18 protein-coding genes are annotated in these 22,936 nt (G+C 68.8%); 9 read left to right on the top strand and 9 right to left on the bottom strand.

The window, feature by feature from the left end; translation table 11 throughout:
• Positions 1-30: 30 nt before the first annotated feature.
• Entirely contained in the window at positions 31-1,305 is a 1,275-nt protein-coding gene (locus OHA64_RS03730; protein ID WP_405607722.1) for an alginate lyase family protein, read from the bottom strand.
• A 177-nt stretch (positions 1,306-1,482) separates the two neighbouring features.
• A complete protein-coding gene (locus tag OHA64_RS03725) occupies positions 1,483-3,177 on the bottom strand; it encodes a glycosyl hydrolase family 28-related protein (protein WP_405607719.1) in 1,695 nt (564 codons plus the stop codon).
• Positions 3,178-3,729: 552 nt separating this feature from the next.
• On the opposite strand from OHA64_RS03725, the gene OHA64_RS03720 reads away from it, so the two are divergent.
• Together OHA64_RS03720 and OHA64_RS03715 are read left to right on the top strand one after the other, a co-directional pair.
• The gene (locus OHA64_RS03720; protein WP_405607716.1) at positions 3,730-4,410 is read left to right on the top strand and encodes a polysaccharide lyase family 7 protein; all 681 of its coding nucleotides are present in this window, start codon (positions 3,730-3,732) and stop codon (positions 4,408-4,410) included.
• 7 nt (positions 4,411-4,417) lie between these two features.
• Positions 4,418-5,161 carry a polysaccharide lyase gene (locus OHA64_RS03715; RefSeq protein ID WP_405607713.1) on the top strand — a complete coding sequence of 248 codons (744 nt, stop codon included), beginning with the start codon at positions 4,418-4,420 and terminating at the stop codon, positions 5,159-5,161.
• Positions 5,162-5,336: 175 nt separating this feature from the next.
• On the opposite strand, the gene OHA64_RS03710 is transcribed toward OHA64_RS03715, so the two are convergent.
• Positions 5,337-7,661: a glycosyl hydrolase family 95 catalytic domain-containing protein gene (locus tag OHA64_RS03710; RefSeq protein ID WP_405607710.1), complete on the bottom strand. Its 2,325-nt coding sequence runs from the start codon at positions 7,659-7,661 to the stop codon at positions 5,337-5,339.
• Between the two features lie 912 nt (positions 7,662-8,573).
• Between OHA64_RS03710 and hflX the strand changes: the two genes are divergently transcribed.
• Entirely contained in the window at positions 8,574-10,022 is a 1,449-nt protein-coding gene (gene hflX / locus OHA64_RS03705; protein WP_405607707.1) for a GTPase HflX, read from the top strand.
• A gap of 311 nt (positions 10,023-10,333) precedes the next feature.
• Positions 10,334-11,986 carry an ABC-F type ribosomal protection protein Car(A) gene (gene car(A), locus OHA64_RS03700; RefSeq protein WP_405607704.1) on the top strand — a complete coding sequence of 551 codons (1,653 nt, stop codon included), beginning with the start codon at positions 10,334-10,336 and terminating at the stop codon, positions 11,984-11,986.
• Positions 11,987-12,035: 49 nt separating this feature from the next.
• On the opposite strand, the gene OHA64_RS03695 is transcribed toward car(A), so the two are convergent.
• Positions 12,036-12,488, bottom strand: coding sequence for an Lrp/AsnC family transcriptional regulator (locus OHA64_RS03695; RefSeq protein ID WP_405607701.1), 453 nt, complete (start codon positions 12,486-12,488; stop codon positions 12,036-12,038).
• A 159-nt stretch (positions 12,489-12,647) separates the two neighbouring features.
• Here OHA64_RS03695 and OHA64_RS03690 point away from each other — a divergent pair, with 159 nt between their 5' ends.
• Positions 12,648-13,586, top strand: a complete 939-nt coding sequence (locus tag OHA64_RS03690) for a DMT family transporter (protein ID WP_405607698.1) — start codon at positions 12,648-12,650, stop codon at positions 13,584-13,586.
• Between the two features lie 65 nt (positions 13,587-13,651).
• Here the strand turns inward: OHA64_RS03690 and OHA64_RS03685 are convergent, their stop codons facing one another.
• Positions 13,652-14,977, bottom strand: coding sequence for a DEAD/DEAH box helicase (locus OHA64_RS03685; RefSeq protein WP_405623851.1), 1,326 nt, complete (start codon positions 14,975-14,977; stop codon positions 13,652-13,654).
• A gap of 305 nt (positions 14,978-15,282) precedes the next feature.
• On the opposite strand from OHA64_RS03685, the gene OHA64_RS03680 reads away from it, so the two are divergent.
• Entirely contained in the window at positions 15,283-15,774 is a 492-nt protein-coding gene (locus OHA64_RS03680; RefSeq protein ID WP_405607695.1) for a hemerythrin domain-containing protein, read from the top strand.
• A 572-nt stretch (positions 15,775-16,346) separates the two neighbouring features.
• Here OHA64_RS03680 and OHA64_RS03675 read toward each other — a convergent pair.
• Together OHA64_RS03675 and OHA64_RS03670 are read right to left on the bottom strand one after the other, a co-directional pair.
• Positions 16,347-16,922: a TetR/AcrR family transcriptional regulator gene (locus tag OHA64_RS03675; protein ID WP_405607692.1), complete on the bottom strand. Its 576-nt coding sequence runs from the start codon at positions 16,920-16,922 to the stop codon at positions 16,347-16,349.
• A gap of 131 nt (positions 16,923-17,053) precedes the next feature.
• On the bottom strand, positions 17,054-17,521 hold the full coding sequence (locus OHA64_RS03670; RefSeq protein WP_405607689.1) for a winged helix-turn-helix transcriptional regulator: 468 nt from the start codon (positions 17,519-17,521) through the stop codon (positions 17,054-17,056).
• Between the two features lie 93 nt (positions 17,522-17,614).
• Here OHA64_RS03670 and OHA64_RS03665 point away from each other — a divergent pair, with 93 nt between their 5' ends.
• Positions 17,615-18,115, top strand: coding sequence for a PaaI family thioesterase (locus OHA64_RS03665; protein ID WP_405607686.1), 501 nt, complete (start codon positions 17,615-17,617; stop codon positions 18,113-18,115).
• A 259-nt stretch (positions 18,116-18,374) separates the two neighbouring features.
• Here the strand turns inward: OHA64_RS03665 and OHA64_RS03660 are convergent, their stop codons facing one another.
• Entirely contained in the window at positions 18,375-20,264 is a 1,890-nt protein-coding gene (locus tag OHA64_RS03660; protein WP_405607683.1) for a propionyl-CoA synthetase, read from the bottom strand.
• A gap of 71 nt (positions 20,265-20,335) precedes the next feature.
• Here OHA64_RS03660 and OHA64_RS03655 point away from each other — a divergent pair, with 71 nt between their 5' ends.
• Complete coding sequence (locus OHA64_RS03655) at positions 20,336-20,626, top strand: hypothetical protein (RefSeq protein WP_405607680.1); 291 nt, start codon at positions 20,336-20,338, stop codon at positions 20,624-20,626.
• A 51-nt stretch (positions 20,627-20,677) separates the two neighbouring features.
• Here the strand turns inward: OHA64_RS03655 and OHA64_RS03650 are convergent, their stop codons facing one another.
• Positions 20,678-21,640, bottom strand: coding sequence for a LysR family transcriptional regulator (locus OHA64_RS03650; RefSeq protein WP_405607677.1), 963 nt, complete (start codon positions 21,638-21,640; stop codon positions 20,678-20,680).
• A 127-nt stretch (positions 21,641-21,767) separates the two neighbouring features.
• Between OHA64_RS03650 and OHA64_RS03645 the strand changes: the two genes are divergently transcribed.
• The gene (locus OHA64_RS03645) at positions 21,768-22,928 is read left to right on the top strand and encodes an iron-containing alcohol dehydrogenase (RefSeq protein ID WP_405607674.1); all 1,161 of its coding nucleotides are present in this window, start codon (positions 21,768-21,770) and stop codon (positions 22,926-22,928) included.
• The last annotated feature ends 8 nt before the right edge of the window (positions 22,929-22,936 follow it).

Raw genomic sequence — 22,936 nt, 5'->3', positions numbered from 1 at the left:
CGGCCCTCGCTTCTGTTCCGCGGTCCGGCGTCAGCCCGCGATGGAGTCCAGTTGTTCCGCCGCGGGGCGCAGGGCCCACAGATCGCCGCCCGGCGGCTCCTGGAGTGAGGGGACCGCCCTCTGTGCCTGCCTGTCGCCCGCGTCGGCGGCAGCGTGGACCACGTCAGTGGCCGCATACCGGTAGAACTCGAGCTCGGGATGCGGCCAGGCGGCGGCTCCGGTCGCGGCAGGCAGCAGGTAGTCCACCGCTTTGAACAGGCTCTGCCCGTCCGGGCCCCGGTACTTCCACAGGTTCACGCCTACGTGCCCGCCGATGGCCGCCAGCCGGGTGTAGGCGACCAGGTCGAAGGTCGAGTAGTGCCAACTGCGGGTCCGGGCCAGCTCTTGGGGCTGGCTGCCGTCGGCGGCGATCTGCGGGGCGATGCGTGTGCTCCGCGCGCTCAGGACGGTACGGCGGGCCAGGTCCTTGTCACCGGTCGCGTAGGCGAGGGCGGCGACCTGCATGTCGTAGAAGGTGCCGTGGTTGTTCGCGGCGGCGCCTTCCTGCTTGCCGAAGTCGCTGTTCTTGAGCCAGTCGAGGAAGTCGGTGTTCCACTGTGCCATGCCGGTGCGGTCCGTCCTGGTCCAGCCGGCGGCGCCGGTGTCCAGGATGGCGAGCGCGTCCAGGACGCTGGTGTACGACTGTGAGAAGTCGATGATGCCGATGGCCCGGCCGTCGTATTTGCAGGGGATGAACTGCGCGTGGTTCAGGTTCGGGTTCATCTTCGTGGCCGGATCGAGGAACCAGGTGCGCAGGATCTGGCCGGCCTTCACGGCGTACCGCTTCTCGCCGGTGTAGTACCAGGCCAGGGACAGGTCGTATGCGGAGTCGAAGACCTTCTCGACGTCCTGGCGATCGGTTCCGGTGTCGACCTCCGGGTTGCGCTCTCCGTCGCGCTGCACATACGGGCAGCCCCACGGGTTGTCGGAGGTCGGCGGCGTGGAGGGCCACCAGTACGGGGCCTGGCTGAGGTAGTCGTGGACGTCGCCACCGGGTGCCGGCCTGGGTTTGTCGACGACCGTCCAGGGGCCCTGGTTCAGCCACTTGTCGGCACGGGCCGTCAACGCCTTGGCGGTTCGCCGGAGTTGTGGGTCGCCTCGGTCCAGACGGATCTTCGTCTGCTGCAGGCGGGTGCCGTCGAGGACGGCGGTGTGCGGGGCCTTGGGCACTGGGTGCGCCACTTTCGCCGAGGCGGCGGGTACGGCGGCGGCGGTGAACGCGGCCAAGGCCGCCAGGAGGACACCCAGGCGGGGGCGAGCGCTCATAGGTCAGCTCCGATCATGTATGTGAATTCAGGAGTGGCGCGTGGCTACGGTTCTTCGAGCACGGCCAGATGTCCCGACGGCGGCTACGCGCGGGAGGTGAGAACGGTCGGCAGGAGGCGCACTCAACACCGGCGGGGCCGGTGGCTGGATGCCTCGTTCGTCGCCTTCTGTCGCGGCCTACAGCTCGCGCTGGGCCTCGTGCAGGTTGCGCGGCCGTACCGCGCCAGGGCTGCCGTACAGTTCCAGCCGCGTGTGCAGATCGCCCGTGAAGTCGGGGACGTCGATCTGGTCGAACTCGGTGACCTCGTTGACGCCGACGGTGGCGGAGTAGGGGGCCAGAGTGTCGATCTTCATCAGGCCCGCTCGGCCGTTGGTGACGCGGATGTTCCAGTGCGTGAAGCGGGCGCCGAACAGGGGACCCGCGCTCGCGTCACCACCGTGACGTCCGTTGTTGTTCACGGTGATGTCGGTGCGGACGTTGGCGAAGGGCATCCCGCGGTGGCTGTCGAAGGTACCCATCCGCATGTCACCGCGCGACCACACGTTGTACGAGGACAGACCCTCGACGTTGATGCCGTGCAGTTGGGTGTTGGGTGCCGCGGGGCTGGTGCGCTCGTCGATGGCGAAGTCCTCGATGAGGTTGTCGTGGGACCCCTCGCGGCAGAAGTAGGGATGATGGGAGCCACGGCCCGCGACCCGTGTCCGGCGCAGGGTGCAGGCGGACGCGGCCACCAGTCCGAAGCCGTTGTCGACATGACGGACCGTCACGTCGTCCACCCAGCAGTCGTAGGCGCACTGCAGGGCGACGCCGTTGTACCCCTTGTCCAGAAGGTGCTGCTGCTGGGGTGTCTCCACGGCCTCCAGGGTCAGCCCCTCGACGCCCGAGCCCGTCAGCTCCGGTACGTGGGTGGTGAGTTGAGGGTTCCACTCCGGCCGCACGTCGAGCGGGAGGGGGCGTTCGAGCGTGACCTTCCGGCCACGGACGCCGGTGATGCGTACCGGCCACTCGTAGGGGACGTACGAGGTCAGCTTCGTCTTGTCGTCCCAGAAGTACGCCTCTGGGCCGGGCCCTCCGCCGGCCATGTGCTCCAGCAGGGTGTGGCCCTGGTCGTCGGCGAGCCGGAGGAGGACGAGAGCGCCGGGACGCAGTGCGGCGGGGTCGGTGACCGTCACGGTCCAGGAGCCCTGCCGGGCCGGGGCGACACCGGTGAGCGGCCGCCATTCGTCGCGCCGGTTGCCGGTCCATCCCTCGAACGGCCATGCCTTCGCCCGGATCGCGGCGGTGAGGGAGTTCCAACGGGCCTCTGGTGCGAGCCAGATGAGGCCGCCCGCCCAGGACCAGGACGATTTGTCGCCGCCGTAGCGGGAGCCGTAGACGCCGATCAGTTCGGTGAGGTTGCGCGTCGCGTACAGCGTCGTGCGGCCGCTGCCGGCGCCGCGCAGGACGACGTTCGAATGACCGACGCGAACGATGTCGTCGATGCGGAAGGTCCCGGACGGGATGGAGACCGTGCCACCACCGGCCCTGCCGGCAGCGGCGATGGCACGGTTGATCGCGGGGGCCGAGTCGGTGGTGCCGTCGGGCCTGGCCCCGAAGGCCCGTACGTCGAACCGGCGGGGGCGGCGGGGGAAGAGCACCGCCCCGCCTCGGTAGCCCGCCCGGCCGATGTAGGGGATCTGCGGGTGGGTGTAGGGGGTGTGCGTGAACTCGCGCCACAGGTGCGGGACTTGCCCCGGTGTGGCGGGCGCGGCAGTGGCCGTTGCGCCACCCGCCATGGCGTAGGCCGCCGCTACCGCGGCGCTGCCCAGCAGGCCTCGTCTCGTGATGCCGGCGTACCCGTCTCCGTTTTCGCTCCCAGGTGATTCGCTCATGTCCGCTCGCTCCTCCACAGGGGTTCATGTAGATGAACAACGTTCATAGCTATGTTGGTCGTGAGCATGCCATGGCTACCCTGGGGTGGGAAAGAGACGTGCATGGCCAAATTTGAACGCGGGCATCGGGTGCGCGCTCGGCCGTCGCCGCCCAGGCGTGCCGAACCGGCGCCGGCTGGCGGGCTCCGAAGCGAGCGCCTGGCGGATCCTCGATACATCGGGTGTATCTACGAACGTAGGCAAGCTATGTGTACCTGTCAATGACGTGGACGGTCATGGCGCTGAGTCACGAATTGAGTCAATAAGCAGAGCTCTTTGTAGACCCGCCGTGGTCTTCATAGTCGCTCGACAACCTTGGTCGAAGCCCTTGACTCCTCCGATGTATTGCGGTTGCCTGCGTTCGCGTTCGTCCTCGGCGCGGTGGTGGACTTCGACGCTGCGCGACGCTGACATACCCCCGGCCAGAGCCTGCCGGTACTTCGACGACTCCGCGTCCCCCAGGCGACGGCCGGCACGATCGAGCACCACTACCTCACCTGGAAAGGACACGCGATGAACCGGAGATCCGTCTTACGGGCCGGGGCCGGCCTGTTGGCCGGCGGTGCCGCCCTCGCCCTGCCGAAGGCCGCGTTCGCCGGCACGGCGCCGGCCGCCGACCCGACCGACGGCTGGACCCAGAGCTCGTTCACGTACAGCTGGCAGAAGCCCTGGAACCTCGACCTCAGCGATCGGCACAGCGAAAGCGGCGGCGTCCATCGCATGTGGGTGTACGCCACCGACGAGCCGTTCCAGGAGGACAGCTCCACAGACCCGCGCACCGAGATGCGCTGGAAGAACGACTACAAGACCGGCAACCGCATGTGGGACGCCGACGTCTACCTCCCCTCCGGAACCGACGGCGCCTCCTTCGTCCAGATCCTGCGGGGTGTCCACCCCTCCGGCACCCCCGCCACCGACATCATGCTCAACGCCTACAACACGGGCGGTGGCACCGTACGGCGCTACGACGGCACCGTGCTCAAGACGAACGCGTTCGACACATGGTTCAACGTGAAGATCGCCCACCAGGCGAGCAGCGGGACTGGAACCATCAAGGTCTACTTCGACGACTCCCTCGTCCTGACGGTCGACGACCGGGGCCCCGCCACCCGCTACTTCAAGAACGGCGTGTACAACCACGGTTCCGGCCGCGCCGAGGCCCGCTTCCGCAACATCCGCTACTGGACGAGGTGACCGCACCGTGCGCAGACGACAAGCTCTCGCCATGCTCGGCGGCACCGTCCTGGCGGGCGCGACCGGCGCCACCGGGCGGGCGTACGCCGCCGACGAGGTGTACTTCCAGAACCGCGGCAGCGTCGAGGGCTGGGACTACGCCTACACGCAGAAGGACGGTGTGATCGCGACCGCCGACTCCCCGGTGTACAAGGGTGCCCACTCCCTGGAGGCCACCCAGACCTACATCGGCGAGACCGGCGGCTACCACTCGGAGGTCATCCAGCGCGGCGCGCAGAGTGTCGGCGAGGACAAGTACTACGGGCAGGCCATCCGGCTCGCCCCCGACTGGGAGTTCCACAACCAGAACGTCACCTTCCAGCAGTGGTCCCCGGAGGACCCCGAGGGCCCCTGGCTCCTGATGTTCGTCATCGGTGACGAGATCCGTTTCGGCGGTTCCGGCGGCATCAAGGGCACGGTCGGCTCCATCACGGCCCTGCGCGGTACGTGGGTGCGCGTGGTCGCCCGCCTCAAGCTGGCCGGCGCCGGCTCGGGCGCGTTCGAAGTCTGGCTCAACGGCAGGAAGACCGTCAGTATGACCGGCATCGCGGCCCTTCCGTCGACCTCGCGGACCATCCGCTGGTCGAACGGGATCTACTGCACGGCGTGGCGGGACGGCACGCCCAGCGGCCCCGACGTGCTGACGATCCACCACGACAACCACCGGATCGCCTCGTCCTACGCGCTCGCCGAACCGGCCAACTGGTCCTGAGCGCGCGAGTGGGCCGGCGGAGCTGCGGTGCCCGCGGGCAGCTCCACCTGCTCGTGGGCCTCGACGACCAGATGGCGAGCTGCTCCAGGGCATCGGCTCGATGGAACTCCTCCACCGGGCCGATGCCCACCCCTGCCACGCGTACGCTGCCGGGGTGCTCGGAGGTGACGTCGGCTCAGTCCGGCAGCCCCCACGGTTTCGCGTCGCCGACGGCCGGCACGTCACGGGGGCTCAGGTCCGGGTGAGTGCCGCGGGAGACGACGACGGCCGTTTCGTCCCGGCCGAGCTGGATCTGGATACGGTCGGGCCCTGTCTCCTTGTATCGCAGTCGCCGCCCGCGCTCGTCCCGTACGTCGACGGCGCCGTCGATGCCGTGGTGCAGCACGAGCGGGGCGCCGGCCCCACTGTGGACGCGCACCCATCGGGTCCGCCCGCCCGATCGGTCCGCGTCGACGAGGAACGCGCCCTGGGTGCGCAGGCCTTGGACCGAGAGGTCGGGCCAGCGCCGTGATACGGAGGGGAAGACCCGTACGGTGCCGCCGTGGCTCTGCACGGCCATGTCGAGGACCGACTGCGCCGCCGTCAACGGGCTCTCGACGGCCAGGTTTCCGCCCTCCACGTACATGGTGTTCGCGGTCATCCACGCGTTCTTGATGACGTTGCCGTCGGTGAAGAAGGTCAGGAAGTCCAGGGCCTCCTCCGGCCGTTCCATCAAGGAGGCCATCGAGGACGCGGCGGCGTAGCTGTAACCGGCCCACAGGCTACGGTCCTTGACCCAGTGGTCGAAGGTCGTGCGGATGATGTCCCGGTCGGACGGCCGGTCCCAGTTCAGCTCGTGCAGCGGGAAGAGCCACAGCATGTGCGAGAAGTGCCGGTGGGACTCGGTGAGCGGCTTCGCGGCGCCGATGGTGACACCGGTCGCGTCACGCGGGTAGTCCACCAGGCGCTGGAGGATCTCGCGCCAGCGACCGGCGCGCGGATGGTCCGTACGCAGAAGGCGCAGGCAGTCGAGGAGGGTGGCGCAGCCCCAGCGGATCAGGGAGAGGTCGTAGGTGCAGTCGGTGGCGTCCGCCCATTCGGGCGACCGGGTGAGCGGCAGGTGCAGCTTGCCGTCGCTGCCCTCGTACAGGAAGTGGTCGTAGAAGTTCACCGCCTTGACGAGGATCGGGTAGAGGACGTCACGCACGATCGACAGGTCCATCGTGTGGCGGTAGCTGAGCCAGACGTTGTGCATGGCCCAGATGAGGTTGCCGTTGTTGTCGGTCTTGGTGGAGGTGCCGGGGATGCCGACCGTCTTGGCGCCGGGGCGCAGCATCCAGTCCGAGGGGTGAGCCAGGGCGTAGGTGGTGCCGTCCTGGTACTCCGGCGGGACTGAGAGAGGCAGGTACGTCTCGAAGTTCTTGAAGGTGGAGGTGACGGAGTCGAGTTCGGGGTGGTCGGATCCCTGGATCAGCCAGGTGGCGATCTGTACGTTGAGGTTCCACCAGACGGCGCTCCAACTGCCGCCGGTCTCGGGGTACCACGGCCCCCACTCGGACATCGAGGGCCCGTCGGCCCGGGTGGCGCAGGCGGCCTTGTAGAGCTGGATCCAGTAGAAGTCCTGAATGCGTTTGTCCGGGACCGACAGCAGGCTGCGCCGGTAGAAGCGGTGCCACCAGGCGCGGTGGTCGCGCGCCAGCTCGTCGGGGTCGGTGGACAGCGTGCGGGCCACTTCGGCGACGGCCAGCTTCGTCGTGCGCGACAGGTCCTCGGGGAAGCGGTAGACGAGGTGCGCGGCCAGCAACCTGCCACTGCCGACGCGCCGTTCACGCCAGGCGGTGGTCCATCCGCCGCCCGCGATCAGCGGCTGCTCGACGTAGTGTGTGGCGCCCGCGGATCCGGTGCGGGGGTCGGGGTTGCCCGTGTAGTCGGCGGGCTTGTCCTTTTCGCGGGGCGAAATGGCGGGCATCCAGGTGAACGACCAGGCCGCGGCCTCCTCGCCGGCGCTGGGCCGGGTGGAGATCAGCAGCGCGGTACGGGCGTTGTGCACCAACATCGAGAAGCGGACGCTGCCCCGGGTGGTGGTGACGGTACCGCTCAGCTCGGCGTCCCAGAGGTCCAAGGTCCAGTCGACGCCGGTCACCTCGCCCGCCAGCGTGAGGTCGAAGTGCCCTATGGGCAACCGGGAGAATCCGTACGGAGCCCGCCACTGCGGTCGCTGGTCCTGTACCTGGCTGTGACTGACCATGACTTTCACGGAGTTGGCCGTCGCGCCTCGGTAGACCTGCACCCCGAGCAGACCGTTGCCGAGGAAGGGGCCGTCCTTCCAGTCGCCGGGCATCCGCCGCCACCGCAAGGCGGCAGCCCTGGCCATCCGTTCGTACAGGTCCTTGGTCCCCCCGGGCGCCGGCGACGCTGCCCAGGCGGTGCCGGAGCCGATCGACCAGCCTCCGGCGGCGACCGCGGCTGCCGTGCCGATCACACCTCTTCGAGAGATCCCGTTCCCTGGTGTCGCGGTCACGTAGGTGCCTCCCATTTCTGGTTGTGAACTTCCAGGGAATAGTGCAGGCCTCTTGAGTGATAGGGGAAGACCTCCGACGTATTGGAAATCGGCGAGGTCCGTATGCGCAGGTGAGTGAGGGGTGACCGGCTAGGCTCATCGGCAAAGGCGACGAGTGGACCGATGTCTGCCGGAGAAGAGCTTGAGATGCCGCAGTCGCATGTCGATCTCACCAGGGGGCAATCGCGCAGGTATCCGACCGAGGAGACTCCGATGCTGCCGACTGGCGCTGCGCCTCTCGCGTACAAGGGCCTTGACACGATGCCCACTTGGTTTGTGATCACCGTCGTTGTGCTCGCCCTCATCGGGATCGGCCTGGCGGTGAGCCGAGGGCGCCGCTGAGGCGTCGGGCACCCCTGGGCCGGGCGGATGGTGTCGATCACGGCGGTCGCGTCCGTCGCGGAGCGGGCCGAACGGAAGACTCTGGCACAGGAGTTGGACGTGGCGGTGGGTGAGGAGGCGGACGGCAGGTCCGCAGAAGGCTTCGTGGCCGGGCCGCCGACGCGTCGACGCCCGTGATAGTCGGGTGCGATCGGTCGGAGAGTCGTCTATGGTCGACAGCGTGTGAGATTCGACATCGGTACGGTGACGCGGCACTGGGCGCGATGCCCATAGCGGCCTTGCGTTGAGCTCCCTGGTGGGATGACACCGCTGGGCACGGCTCGTCGGCCGTGGCGTTCGTATGCCCGCCCCCGTCGTTGCCGACGAGATCCCCCCTGTCCGGCCATGGTTCTGTCCTCGGCCTTGTCCCTGGTTGTGCCGTGCCCGTCCCTTCGGCGGGCTGCCCGTGCATCCGGCTGTGCTCATTCCTCCCGGATGCCCCGGGACCCTTCGGCGCCCCCGCCGACGGTCCCCTCCCGAGAAAGGATCCACATGACTCATCCCGAAGGCTCCCCCGTCCAGCAGCAGCGTGCCCACGCACTGATGGACGAGCACCTCGCGCCTCTGGACACCGACGGCCTCGACGGCGAGCAGTACGACCGCGAGGAGCGGGCAGCGCTGCGCCGCGTCACGGGGCTCTCCACCGAACTCTCCGACGTCACCGAGGTCGAGTACCGCCAACTCCGCCTGGAGCAAGTCGTACTCGTCGGTGTGTGGACGTCGGGCACCGCCGACGATGCCGAGAACTCGCTCGCCGAACTGGCCGCGCTGGCCGAGACGGCCGGCGCCTCGGTGTGCGACGCGGTCATCCAGCGGCGGCACAAACCCGATCCGGCGACCTACATCGGATCGGGCAAGGCCGTCGAGCTGCGAGAGATCGTGGGGGAGGCCGGCGCCGACACCGTGGTCTGCGACGGGGAACTCAGCCCCAGCCAACTGGTGCATCTGGAGGACGTGGTGGGTGTCAAGGTCGTGGACCGCACGGCGCTGATCCTGGACATCTTCGCGCAGCACGCCAAGTCCCGGGAGGGCAAGGCCCAGGTGGCGCTGGCCCAGATGCAGTACATGCTGCCGAGGCTGCGCGGCTGGGGCCAGTCGATGTCCCGGCAGATGGGCGGCGGTGGCGGGGGCGGCATGGCGACCCGCGGACCCGGCGAGACGAAGATCGAGACCGACCGTCGGCAGATTCACGGGCGGATGGCCAAACTCCGGCGAGAGATCGCCCAGTTGGAGACGGGACGGGAGGTCAAGCGCGAGGAGCGCCGTCGCAACCGGGTGCTGTCGGTCGCCCTCGCGGGCTACACCAACGCGGGTAAGTCCTCTCTGCTGAACCGGCTCACCGGGGCCGGAGTGCTGGTGGAGAACGCGCTGTTCGCGACCCTGGACACGACCGTACGCCGGGCGCAGACCCCGACCGGCCGCACGTTCACCGTCGCCGACACCGTCGGTTTCGTACGGCACCTTCCACACCACCTGGTGGAGGCGTTTCGCTCCACCATCGACGAGGTCGCGGACGCGCATCTGGTGCTGCACGTGGTGGACGGATCGCATCCGGAGCCGGAGGCGCAACTTGCCTCCGTCCGGGAGGTTTTGCGTGACATCGGCACGGACGGGATCAAGGAGGTCGTGGTCGTCAACAAGGCGGACGCCGCCGACCCGGACGTCGTGGCCCGCCTGTTGGAGGCGGAACCGGGCTCGATCGCCGTCTCCGCGCGCTCCGGGCAGGGCATCGGGGAACTGCGGGACCTCATCGACGCCCTGCTGCCGCACCCCGAGGTGGAGGTCGAGGCCATGGTCCCCTACACCGAGGGCGGCCTGCTCTCGCGGGCCCACCAGGAGGGGGAGGTGCTCTCCGCCGAACACACCGAGCAGGGCACCCGGCTCAAGGCGCGCGTGAGTCCGGAGCTCGCCTCCGCGCTGCGGGCTTACCCGCAGCAGTGATCCGGGGCGGGAGGGCCGGTCCGCCGCCCGGTTCTCCCGCCCTGACCCGACCCGACCGGACGGACCAGGCCGGACGGACCGGGCGGCTCCGTCAAAAACCAGTTGCCGGTGGACTTCCGTACCGCCTACGGTGGCGGTATGGGTTCTCTGTGATCGGTTAGTGATCCGTAAGGCGCGGGACGTCGAAGCTCGGCTCCGTCACCGCGCCAGGCCGTGCATTCCCGAAGAAAGCGACGCTGCGGAGTTGTCCGCCGTGTCGGCGTTTCCCTGTGCGCGGCAGACATCACTCAACCGATCCGGAGGACAGCCGCGTGCCGACAGCCCAACTCGCTCTGCAGGACATCACCAAGCGCTACCAGGACCAAGTCGTACTCGACCGCGTCGGTTTCACGATCAAACCGGGCGAGAAGGTCGGGGTCATCGGGGACAACGGATCCGGTAAGTCGACCCTGCTCAAGATCATCGCCGGGCGGGAGCAGCCCGACAACGGGGCACTGACGGTGGTCGCGCCCGGAGGCGTCGGCCATCTCGCCCAGACGCTGGAACTGCCGCTTGACGCCACGGTCCAGGACGCCGTCGATCTGGCCCTGGCCGACCTTCGGGAACTGGAGGAGGGGATGCGCGAGGCCGAAGTCGCCCTGGCCGAACGGCCCTGCCAGGCGGGGCAGGACGCCCAACTCTCCGCCCTCCTGCAGAACTACGCGGATCTGGTCGACCGGTACCAGGTCCGTGGTGGCTACGAGGCCGACTCCCGTGTGGAGATCGCGTTGCACGGTCTGGGGCTGCCGGGACTGGAGCGCGGCCGGCAACTGAGCAGCTTGTCCGGCGGTGAGCGCTCACGCCTGGCACTGGCCGGGACACTGGCGTCGGAGCCCGAACTGCTGCTGCTGGACGAGCCGACCAATGACCTGGACGACCGGGCGGTGGGATGGCTCGAGGAACACCTCCGCAAGCACCGCGGCACCGTCGTCGCGGTCACCCACGACCGGTTGTTCCTCGACCGCCTCACCACCACGATCCTGGAGGTCGACTCCGGAAAGGTGGCGCGCTACGGCAACGGTTACCAGGGCTATCTGGAGGCGAAGGCGGCACAGCGGCAGCGCCGGCTGCTGGAGTACGAGCGGTGGCGGGCCGAACTGGACCGCAGCCGGGAGTTGATCGCGTCCAACGTGGCGCGGCTGGACACCATTCCGCGCAAGCTGCCGTTGGCCGTCTTCGGTGCCGGGGGGTTCCGCACGCGAGGGCGCGGCCACGGGGCGATGGTGCGGATCCGCAACGCCAAGGAACGGGTCGCGCGGCTGACCGAGAACCCTGTCGCGGCTCCCCCCGAGCCGCTCACCTTCACCGCCGAGATCACCACCGGGGCCGCGCAGCCGCTGGAGACGGTGGCCGAAGTCATCGACGTGCGAGTCGGCGACCGGCTCAGCATCGATTCCCTGAGCCTCGGGCCAGGGGAGCGGCTGTTGATCACCGGCCCCAACGGGGCGGGCAAGACGACGCTGTTGCGGGTGCTGGCCAAAGAGCTGACGCCGGACGGTGGAACGGTGCGGGTGACAGGGCGGGTGGGGCATCTGCGGCAGGAACAGGCTCCCTGGCCGCCGGGTCTGACGGTGGTTCAGGCGTTCGGCAGCGGACGGGTCGGCACCCTGGATGAGCACAGCGAGGCGCTGCTGTCGCTAGGCCTGTTCAGCCCGGACGACCTACGGCAACGGGTGGAGGACCTGTCATACGGCCAACGGCGCCGCATCGAACTGGCCCGGCTGGTGACCGAGCCGGTGGACCTGCTCCTGCTGGACGAGCCGACCAACCATCTGGCGCCCGAGCTCGTCGAGGAACTGGAAGAGGCGTTGACGGACTACCAGGGCACAGTGATCGTCGTCACCCACGACCGCCGTATGCGGTCCCGCTTCGACGGCACCCACCTGACACTGCGCGACGGACACGTTGTTCCGGGACATGGATGAGCTCCTGTCCACCGCCTCGCCCCCTGGCTGATCGCCACCCTGGAGGGCCTCACATCGGCTCGATGACGGTCTTCCGCGAGTGCCTGTAGACCACCGAGGTACGTACGTCCGCGAGTTCCTGTCGCTCAGTCAGCTTGTCCAGGACGACCGAATGCAGATGGTCGGCGTCGCGAACCGCCACATGGAGGAGGAAGTCGTCGGTGCCGGTCAGCACGAAGACCCCGATCACCTCGGGCATCCGCGCCACGAAGGCCTGAAACTGCTCGATGACCGCACGCGTCGGCGGCCGTACGCGCACGGCGATGATCGCCTGCAGCCCGCGGCCCACCGAGGGGAGGTCCACCTCGGCGTGGAACCCGAGCAGCACACCGCGCTCACGGAGCGAGCGCACCCGCTCCAGGCACGTGGAGGGGGCGATCCCCAACTCCTGCGCGAGGTCCCGGTTGGTGCGCCGACCGTCTTGCTGCAGAAGCCGCAGCAACGCCGAATCTAGTTCGTCCATGTTCCGTCAGGCACCTTAGAAGTCGAATTATATTCGGTCAGGATGTCATGTTCTCCACCTGATTGTTAGCATCCCCGCGATAATTCCGTTCATGATTCGTCGCTTCAATGGGCGGTCCGGACGGGATCGGCGAGTTCGGACGACAAAGGGGCATCAGGGGTGGACGAGCGGAAGACAAAAGCGTTGGCGATCTGTTCCGTCGTGGCGGCCGCCCTGTTCTGGAGCAGCTCGTACGCGGTGACCAAGGAGGTGCTGGCGGACGTCGGGCCGTTGACCATCGGGGCCGTCCGCTTCACGATCGCTGCCGTGCTGCTCGGGATCATGGTGCTCATGCGCCGCAAGCCGGCCGCCCCGCCGGATGCCCGCCGACGGCGGATGATCCACCTGAGCGGCCTGCTCGGCATCACGGTCTACTTCGTGCTGGAGAACATCGGCGTCGAGCTGTCGACCGCCTCCGACGCATCCCTGATCGTGGCCTCCTATCCGCTGATGACCATGCTCCTGGAGCTGGTGGTCTTCCGGACCAGGATTCCGTTGCTCCGGGTCGGGGGCGTGCTGCTCGCCGCCGGGGGAGCCTTCCTGGTCGTGCGGAACGGGGCGGAAGTCGGAGGCGGCACACGCTGGTTCGGCGATGTCCTGCTGCTGCTCGGCGGCCTGGTGTGGGCCGGGTACAACGTGCTGGGCAAGTACGCGGGCCGCGGGCAGGACGCGGTGAACCTCACCTACCACCAGACCGTGGCCGGTGCCGTCGGCTTCCTGCTCGCCTCGCTCCTGGAGATCGGGGACTGGCGGGTGCCGGACGCCACGGCCTCGGCGCTGCTCGCCTATCTGGCCGTGGCGTGTTCCGTCGGCGGCTTCCTTCTCTACAACTACGGCCTGCGCCGGATGACCTCGAGCGTCGCGGTCAACATCCTCAACCTGGTACCGGTGTTCGGTGTGCTCGGTGCCGTGGTGATCAACGGAGAGACCGTCCGGCTCGCGCAGGTCCTGGGGGGCGTGGTCATCATCGCCGGTGTGGCACTCGGGTTGGCCGAGCGCCGAACCGCCGTAGAAGCAGCCGCAGTTCCCGAGCGGACCCCGGTCGGCGAGCACGCCTGAAGGAGTCCGTCCCGAGGGCGCCACAGCTGGGAGGCCGGGGGTGACGTACCGTTGTCCGCCCCGCGTCAGCGGCCCTTGCGTACCCGAGCCGCCGCCCGGGCCTCCGCGGCCTTGCGGGCCTCGGCGGCTTTGCGGGACTCCTTCGCGGGGCGGCCCGTACGTGAGCCGAGGCCGCGGAAGGGGATGTTGCCGGTGCTGCTCTTCCCGCCTGTCGGCGGGCGTTTCGCCCCGGTGATGGCGGTCAGCTTCTCCTCGCCGGATCGCACCTGTGTGATCGTCGGCCGGATCCCGGCGTCGGACATCATCCGGTTCACGTCGCGCCGTTGGTTGGGGGTGACCAGCGTGACCACGTTTCCTGACTCTCCGGCGCGTGCGGTGCGCCCCCCACGGTGCAGGTAGTCCTTGGCATCGGCCGGCGGGTCGACATTGACGACGAGGTCGAGCGCGTCGATGTGAATGCCCCGCGCCGCGACATTGGTCGCCACCAGTACGGTGATCTCACCGTCCTTGAACCGGCCGAGTGTGTGCATGCGCTGCGGCTGCGACTTGCCACTGTGCAGGGCCCCGGCCGGTACGCCGCTGGCCCGCAGGTGACGGGTGAACTGGTCCACGCCGGCCTTGGTGTCCAGGAACATCAGCACCCGGCCGTCCCGTGCGGCGATTTCGGTCGCGGTCGCGTACTTGTCGGCGGCGTGGATGTTCAGCACGTGGTGTTCCATCGTGGCGACCGAGCCCGCCACATGATCGACGGATGCCAGAACCGGGTCGTGAAGGTAGGTCCGCACCAGATGGTCGACGTCGCGGTCGAGAGTGGCCGAGAACAACAGGCGCTGCCCGTCGGAGCGGACCTGGTCCAAAATGTCGGAGACCTGCGGCAGGAAACCCAGGTCACACATCTGGTCCGCCTCGTCCAGCACCGTGATCCGTACCTGATTGAGGTGGCAGTCCCGGCGCGACACCAGGTCGGCCAGGCGCCCCGGCGTCGCGATGACCACCTCGGTTCCGGTTCGCAGCAGCGCCGACTGCCGGTTGATCGACAGTCCTCCGACGACGGTCGCCAGTCGCACGTTCAGCGTCTGCGCGTACGGGGCCAGCGCGTCGCTCACCTGCTGTGCGAGTTCCCGGGTCGGCACCAGCACCAGCGCCAGCGGTCGTTTCGACTCCGCTCGCAGACCTGCCGTCCGCATGAGCAGCGCCAGCCCGAAAGCCAGCGTCTTGCCGGAGCCGGTCCGCGCACGGCCAAGGACGTCGCGGCCGGCCAGCGCGTTGGGCAGGGTTGCCGCCTGGATCGGGAACGGCTCCGTCACTCCGAGGCCGATCAGCGTCGTCATCAGCTCCGACGGCAGCCCGAGCGCTTCGAAAGAGTCGGCAGGCGGCAGACCCGAGGACATCCCGGCCGGCGTCGGGAGTTCGTTCTGCCGAGCAGTCGCCCGCTGCGGCTTGCCGCCACGGGGGAGTCCAGCCGACGACGACTTCGTGTTCATGGGGAACCTTCCTGATCTGGTGCCCCGGAACGTGCCGGCTCGTACCTCTTGGTACGGACGCCGGCGGTGTCGAAGCGTGCTCGTATTTTACCCGCGGGCACCGGGATGCCGACCCGGTCCATCCGCCCCGTACACCGGGATCACTGAACACGGCGGACCGGGGTAGTCGGGTCCGGCAAGGTTCCCTCGTACGAAAGTGATGCCTGTTTCCCATGGCCGAGACACGAGACGTCGTAGAACTCATCCTCCAGGACCACCGAAGGATGGAGGATCTCTTTCGTCTGATGCGCAGCGTCGAAGCTGACCGGGCAGCCGCCCTGCGGGAGTTCGCCGATCTGTTGATCGCGCACGCGCAGGCGGAAGAGGCGAAGGTGTACCCCGCCCTCAAGCGCTACAAGAAGATCGAGGACGAAGAGCTCGAGCACGGCGAGGAGGAGCACGAAGAGGGCAACAAGGCGCTCCTCGCACTCCTGGAGGTCGACGAGGTCGGCTCCGAGGAGTGGGACGCGAAGCTGGAAGAGCTAGTGGAGGCCGTCACGCACCACGCCGACGAGGAGGAGCGCACCATCCTCAACGGAGCACGCGAGAACGTTGGCATGGAACGTCGGGAGGAGCTGGGCGGGGCGTTCCTGGCAGAGCGGGAGCGTCAGCTGAAGGCAGGCTGCGGCGCTGTGGACAACGTGCGCCGCATCGTCAGCTCCTGACCGCACACCCCACCGAACGACTTGCCAGGGGGCCTCCGCTGTCACATCGCCGCGCGCGGCTCATGGCCTTCAGTTGGGCACGGAGCGACGGCAGCGAGATGTCCTTGTCTCGGTCGTGAGTGCGCTCCTTAAGCCGTGCGAGGAAAGCCCGTCCGGCCTCCCCCGGCCGACCGCGGTTTCGGTGAAGAACAGGGGGAGCTTGGGATCCTGGCGGGGCAGTGCGCCCCTGAGAGTGGCCTGGATGGCGAGCGCCGGGACCTTGTCGATGCCGGGCCCTCCGGCGGGTCCCGTACCGGCGAGGACGACCTTGCGGATGAGGCGCGGTTCTTCTTCCGGACCAGCACATCGTCCGCACCCACCTCCGGATCCGGCACTTCGCCGGCACGCACGCCGCCCTTGTCGCCGTAGCGCTCTACCGTCAAGGCTCTCATCGTCGACCGTCGGTCCGGCCGCGTCGCCGACTGAACGATGACCAGGGCCGGGATCGGGCGCTGGCCTCCGGCGTGTTTGTGGTCCTCGTTGGAGGAGCCTCCCGGCGACTTCGTGGGGCGGCCGCAGGTGCTCCTCTCACCTCATGAACTCATGAATGTGAGCGCGTTCTCGATTCCCTGCTCAAGGATTTCGTCGGCGTACTTCCGGTCGGAGAGGGCGCGGGACAGTTGCAGCGTCCCCACCAGCATGGTGAAGAGCCCGAGAGCCGTGCCGCGAGCTGACTTCGGATCCTCAGGCGTCAGACGGGCGGCGATCTCTTCCACGATGTCCCGCGTGCCGTCGGTGTAGGCCTGCTTGGCCCCGTCCTCGCAGCGACCGATCTCGTCGAGCAGGGCGGCGGAGCAGCATCCGAGGCCGGGATGGTCTCGATGCGCCGGAGACAGGTATTCACGAATGAGGTCCTCCAGTCCCTGGCGGCCGGGTCGGAGGGTGTCGTACTTCGCGATCTGTGTGCGCAGTTCGTCGGCCACGACGTGGGCGACGAGGTCGTCCTTGGATGCGAAGTGGGCGTAGAAGGCTCCGTTGGTGAGCCCGGCGTCCGACATCAGCGTGGAGATGCCCGAGCCGTCGATGCCGTCCTGCTTGAACCGGTGGCCGGCCTTCTCGATGATGCGTTGCCGCGTCACCTGCTTGTGCTCCTTGGCGTAACGCGCCACGAGCTTCCTCCATTCGCTCCGTAAGACCGCTGCCTCGCGGTCAAGAGTAGTCCATGACCTGACATACGTAATATTACGACCGGTAGATGATTTGGTCGCGAGCAGTGATCATGCGGACTTGGGTGCGTGGTTCACGAACGGGGGTGGGCGCCTGTTGCCAGTCGGGCGGTGACGTCTCGGGGGGTGAGGGTGGTGTGTTCCGTGGTGCATTCGACGGTGACGCGGACAGGGGCGTCGCAGTCGGTGTGGCGGATGTCGAGTACGGGGCCTTCGGGGCCGAGGGTGTGCATTTCGCCCCACTGGGTGAGTGCCATCAGGACGGGCCACAGGTCCCAGCCCTTGCGGGTCAGGCGGTATTCGTTGCGGGAGCGGGTGCCGGGTTCCCGGTAGGGGGTGGTCTTGAGGATGCCGGCTGCGGTCAGTTTGCGGAGGCGGTCGCTGAGGACGGCTTCGGACAGGCCGATGTGGCGGTGGAAGTCGTCGAAGCGGCGGACGCCGTTGACGGCGTCACGCAGGATCAGCAGCGTCCATTTCTCCCCGATCACGTCGAGCGTGCGCTGGACGGGGCAGTTCTCCGTGCTCGCCTCAAGCCACTCCATCCCGCCATCGTAAGGGTCTGGCTTCGCCATTGACAGTCAGATGCGCCGGAAGCTAGCTTCACTCCTAAAAGCCAGATGGGAAGGCACTCGGTCGTGGGACGAACGCGTACGTATCAATGGGAAGATCCCGCGATCCTGGCGGAGGCGGCCGGGCGCATGGCCGGCATCGACTTCCTGCGCGAGCTGCAGGAGGGGCGACTGCCGGGGCCGCCCATCAATTACTCCATCGATTTCACCCTGGACGCGGTGGAGCCGGGCAGGGCGGTCTTCTCGCTGACGCCGGGGGAGGAGCACTACAACCCGATCGGCAGCGTGCACGGCGGTATCTTCGCCACCCTGCTCGACTCGGCGGCGGGCTGCGCCGTCCAGTCCACTCTCCCGCAGGGCGTGGCGTACACCTCGCTCGACCTGACGGTGAAGTTCCTGCGACGGATCACCGTGGACACGGGTACGGTGCGTGCCATCGGCACGGTTGTCAACAAGGGCCGCCAAACCGCCCTCGCCCAGGCCCAGTTGGTCGACGCGAAGGACCGCCTGCTCGCCCACGCCACCAGCAGCTGCATGCTCTTCCCGGTACCTCCCTCCCAAGGGTGACCCCAGCGGCGACCGGAGCCTGAGTGGTGATGTCGGACTTGCGTCAGGATGCTCTTCGTCAGGCGGCGTGAGTGAGGTAGTCGGTGTAGCTGACCGCGCCGCCGCCGTAGAAGGTGTTGGCGTCGAGGGTGTTCAGGGCGCGCCGGAGCGTACGCGCCCGCCGCGGTCCGGGTGGGCGAGGGCCATGGTGCCGACGGGGATGACGTCGGCCCTGATGGGGGACGAGCTCACCCTGTGGCTCAGGCTCTGGGGCAGCCCTTCACGGGGTGTGACCGGCTCGGCGGAGGACCGGGCGCAGGGCCTCGATGACGTCGGCGTCGTCCACGGTGGAGGGGATGGGTTCGTCGCGGCCGTCGGCGATGCCGCGCATGGTCTTGCGCAGGATCTTTCCCGAGCGGGTCTTGGGCAGGGCGGCCACGACCGTGACGTCCTTGAGGGAGGCGACGGCGCCGATGCGTTCGCGTACGAGCTGGACGAGTTCGGCCTCGGCCTCGCCCGGTTCGCGGTCGCTGCCGGCTTTCAGGACGACGAAGCCGCGCGGGATCTGTCCCTTGAGTTCGTCGGCGACGCCGATGACGGCGCATTCGGCGACATCAGGGTGGGCGGACAGGGCCTCTTCCATGCTGCCGGTGGACAGCCGGTGTCCGGCGACGTTGATGACGTCGTCGGTGCGGCCCATGACGAAGACGTAGCCGTCGTCGTCGATGTGACCGCTGTCGCCGGTGAGGTAGTAGCCGTCGTAGGCGGAGAGGTAGGAGGCGACGTAGCGATCGTCGTCGTTCCAGAGGGTGGGGAGTGCTCCGGGCGGCAGGGGGAGCTTCACGACGATCGCGCCGTCGACGCCCGGGGGTGCCGGCTCGCCCGAGGCGTCGAGGACCCGGACGTCCCAGCCCGGCAGCGGGCGGGTGGGGGACCCGGGCTTGAGGGGGGCGGCCTCGATGCCCATGGGGTTGGCGACGATGGGCCAGCCGGTCTCGGTCTGCCACCAGTGGTCGATCACCGGGATGTCCAGAAGCGCGCCGGCCCAGTGATAGGTCTCTGGGTCGAGGCGTTCGCCGGCGAGGAAGAGATAGCGCAGGTGGGAGAGGTCGTAGTCCGAGGCGAGCGCTCCCTTCGGGTCCTCCTTGCGGATGGCGCGGAAGGCGGTGGGCGCCGTGAACATGGTCTTGGCCCGGTAGTCGGCGGCGACACGCCAGAACTGGCCCGCGTCCGGGGTGCCGACGGGCTTGCCCTCGTACAGCACGGTCGTGGCACCGGCCAGCAGGGGCGCGTAGACGATGTACGAGTGCCCGACGACCCAGCCGACATCGGAGCCGGTGAACATCGTCTCGCCCGGACCCACGTCGTAGACGGCCCTCATCGACCAGTGGAGGGCGACCGCGTAGCCACCGCAGTCACGCACAACTCCCTTGGGCTTTCCGGTCGTTCCGGACGTGTACAGGATGTAGAGCGGATCGGTGGCGGCGACGGGAACGCAGTCGGCCGACGGCGCGGCGGCGACCAGCTCGGCCCAGTCGAGATCGTCCGGACCCAACTCGGCCCGTTCCTGCGGGCGTTGCAGGATCACGCTCTTTTCCGGCTTGTGGGCGGCGAGTTCGATGGCCCGGTCGAGCAGGGGCTTGTACGGAATGACACGCTTGCCCTCGATGCCGCAGGAGGCGGAGACGACCACCTTGGGAGCGGCGTCGTCGATGCGGAGGGCGAGTTCGCGCGGGGCGAACCCGCCGAAGACGACCGAGTGGATCGCGCCGACGCGTGCGCAGGCCAGCATCGCCACGGCGGCCTCGGGGACCATCGGCAGGTAGATCACCACGCGGTCGCCGTGTCCCACGCCGAGCTGTGAGAGCGCTCCGGCGAAGGCCGCCACCTCGTCCCGCAGCTGAGCGTAGGTGTAGGTGCGCCGGGTGTCGGTCACGGGGGAGTCGTAGATGAGCGCGGGCTGTTCGCCTCGGCCGGCTTCGACGTGCCGGTCGAGCGCGTTGAAGCAGACGTTGAGCCGCCCGTCGGGAAACCAGTGGTAGAAGGGCGCGCCCGAGGAGTCCAGGGCGCGCTGCGGCGTGACATCCCAGTCGATGGCCTCTGCCGCCTTCAACCAGAAGCTTTCCGGATCCTCGGTACTGGAACGGAAGACATCCTCGTACGTTCCCATCGCGCACTCCTTTGTGGCATCGAGGGGCGGGCCATTGCGGCGTGCTGAACGCTGTCCGACACTCGTACCGTATGTGGCCCGGCACGGTCGAGCAGGATGCCGGAGGCCGGCGGACCCGGCACCGGCATCCCGGTGGTGCGGCGACCTGGCTGACAGGCCCCGCCGTCGGGCGCGGCTTCTGTGCACGCGCCGAGGTGCTCGCGGAGCCACTGCCCCATCTGCTGGATCGCCTGGTCCACCTCGGGTACCCGCCCCGCACCCAGGACGAACGAGTGCTGTCCCTCGGGCATCGGGTGGACCTCGGAGGTGACCTTGAAGTCCGCGAGTCGGCGGCCGAGCTGGGCGCCGGCTGTGCGGGGTAGGGATGCTCGGGCGCCAGGCGGAAGTCACCGTCACCGGAAACGCCTTGGTGCTCATTCCGGGAGCAGTTCGTCGGCCCGTTCGGCGACCTCATGCCGTAGAGCGGTCCAGATGGCACGTACGGCGGGGTGCGTCACGGCCTCGCGGCGAACGGCCAGGGTGATGGGGAGCCGGATGTCGATCTCGTCGGCGAGCAGTCGGCGCAGTTGTGTCCGCCGGGTCAGGAAGGCAGGCAGGACACCGATGCCGGCCCCCTGCTGGGTGGCTTCGAGCTGGGCGAAGACGTTCGTCGAGGAGAAGGCCGGGGTCATGCCGGGAAGGTGGCGTTCGATGTCGAGGTCGCCGACCTGCAGCATCGACTCGATGTAGAAGATGAGCGGGTGCGCGCGCAGCTCGGCCGGCGTCTCCGGGCGGCCGTGCCGCGTGAGGTAGTCGTCACAGGCGTAGAGCCCCAGCGTGTAGTCGGTGAGGTGTTCGGTCACCAGGTGGCTGCTGGAGGGAACGCCGATGACGAGAGCGAGATCGAAACCGGACGGGCGCAGGGCGAGCTGCCGGGTCGCGGTGATGAGTTCGACCTGGAGCTGGGGGTGCCGGCGGCGCACCCGTACGAGGGCGGGCGTGGCGAAGGTGGTGCCGAAGCCGTCGGGCGCGCTGACGCGCACCGTACCGTGCAGGGACGGCGAGTCCTGGCCTTCCACGGTGTCGACGACGCGGTCGATGGCCTCCTCGATCGCGCGCGCGTTCTCCGAGACGGCTCGTCCGATGTCCGTCAGTGTCCATCCCTCCGTGCCGCGCTCGATGAGGCGCAGGCCGAGGCTCTTCTCCAGTGCGGCGATACGGCGTGACACGGTGGTGTGGTCCACGCCGAGTGCGTCGGCGGCGGTCACCAGGCGTCCGGTACGGGACAGCACGAGCAGGTAGCGCAGATCGTCCGCGCGGAGTCTGCGCGGATCGACGGAGCGAGGGGAGCCGACAGGCTGCGGGGCGGGGCTCTCGTCCGGGGAGTGGGGGTGCACGGCCCGACGGTATCTGCATTTCTGCACAGCGGGTGTGCATCATTGGTGGTTGATCGCACTCCGCGCGGGGCTCCACAGTCAAGGCAAAGCGCGCGACCTGCCCGCCGTTCTTGCCGAAAGGGCTCCCATGGTTGCCAGCCTTTCCCTCCCGCGGATCCTGCGCGTCGGCGGCGGTGCCGTCGGCGAGCTGGGCGACGTCGTCGCAGGGCTGGGGCTGCGCCGCCCGCTGCTGGTGACGGACGCGTTCCTCGCCGGGACCGGTGCGGCGGAACGACTGATGGCGACGCTGAGGGATGCCGGAGTGCAGCCGCGCCTGTTCGCCGGCACCGTCCCGGATCCGACGGCCGACTCGCTCGACGCGGGCCTGACCGTGCTGCGGGAACACGGAGCGGACTCCGTGATCGGGTTCGGTGGCGGCAGCCCGATGGACACCGCCAAGGCCCTCGGCCTGCTGGGCGTCCAGGGCGGCCGGATGCGGGACTACAAGGCGCCGCACACCAGCCTAGGCCCGGCGCTTCCGGTGATCGCGGTCCCGACGACCGCGGGCAGCGGCTCGGAGGCGACCCAGTTCACCATCATCACCGACAGCGCCACGGACGAGAAGATGCTCTGTCCGGGGCCGGCGTTCCTGCCGGTCGCCGCTGTCATCGACTTCGAACTGACCCTGTCGATGCCGGCCCGGCTGACCGCCGACACCGGCGTCGACGCGCTCACTCACGCCGTCGAGGCGTACGTGAGCCGCAAGGCCAATCCGTTCTCCGACGGCCTCGCCCTGAACGCGATCCGGACCATCGGCCACCACCTCCGCCGCGTCTACGCCGACGGGGGAGACCTCGAGGCCCGCGAGGCGATGATGCTCGCCGCGACCCAGGCCGGCATCGCCTTCTCCAACTCCAGCGTGGCGCTCGTGCACGGCATGAGCCGCCCGATCGGAGCTCACTTCCACGTCGCCCACGGTCTGTCGAACGCGATGCTCTTCCCCGCGGTGACAGCGTTCTCGGCGCCCGCCGCCGCGAGCCGGTACGCCGACTGCGCCCGCGCCCTCGGAGCCGCCACCGACGGTGACAGCGACGCCTTGGCCGCGGATAGGCTCGTGGAGGCGCTCCGAGCCCTGTGCAAGGATCTTGAGGTGCCCACCCCCCAAGCCCACGGCATCGACAAGGACGAGTGGTTCCGCCTGTTGCCCCTCATGGCCGAGCAGGCGCTCGCGTCCGGATCCCCCGCCAACAACCCCGTCGTACCCACCGTGGACGAGATCCAGGATCTCTACGCGAAGATCTACGCCTGACACCGGGC

Origin of the sequence: Streptomyces sp. NBC_00076, assembly GCF_045041235.1 — a bacterium.
GTDB lineage: Bacteria > Actinomycetota > Actinomycetes > Streptomycetales > Streptomycetaceae > Streptomyces.
The sequence above is the reverse complement of the archived record's forward strand: the minus strand, read 5'-3'. Positions and strand labels throughout refer to the sequence as shown.

Coding starts and splice junctions, on each gene's coding strand:
- hflX (WP_405607707.1), top strand. CDS start 8,574: ATGACTCATCCCGAAGGCTCCCCCGTCCAGCAGCAGCGTGCCCACGCA.
- OHA64_RS03725 (WP_405607719.1), bottom strand. CDS start 3,177: ATGAGCGAATCACCTGGGAGCGAAAACGGAGACGGGTACGCCGGCATC.
- OHA64_RS03680 (WP_405607695.1), top strand. CDS start 15,283: ATGGCCGAGACACGAGACGTCGTAGAACTCATCCTCCAGGACCACCGA.
- OHA64_RS03720 (WP_405607716.1), top strand. CDS start 3,730: ATGAACCGGAGATCCGTCTTACGGGCCGGGGCCGGCCTGTTGGCCGGC.
- OHA64_RS03660 (WP_405607683.1), bottom strand. CDS start 20,264: ATGGGAACGTACGAGGATGTCTTCCGTTCCAGTACCGAGGATCCGGAA.
- OHA64_RS03670 (WP_405607689.1), bottom strand. CDS start 17,521: ATGGAGTGGCTTGAGGCGAGCACGGAGAACTGCCCCGTCCAGCGCACG.
- OHA64_RS03695 (WP_405607701.1), bottom strand. CDS start 12,488: ATGGACGAACTAGATTCGGCGTTGCTGCGGCTTCTGCAGCAAGACGGT.
- OHA64_RS03645 (WP_405607674.1), top strand. CDS start 21,768: ATGGTTGCCAGCCTTTCCCTCCCGCGGATCCTGCGCGTCGGCGGCGGT.
- OHA64_RS03655 (WP_405607680.1), top strand. CDS start 20,336: ATGTGGCCCGGCACGGTCGAGCAGGATGCCGGAGGCCGGCGGACCCGG.
- OHA64_RS03685 (WP_405623851.1), bottom strand. CDS start 14,977: ATGTCCTCGGGTCTGCCGCCTGCCGACTCTTTCGAAGCGCTCGGGCTG.
- OHA64_RS03730 (WP_405607722.1), bottom strand. CDS start 1,305: ATGAGCGCTCGCCCCCGCCTGGGTGTCCTCCTGGCGGCCTTGGCCGCG.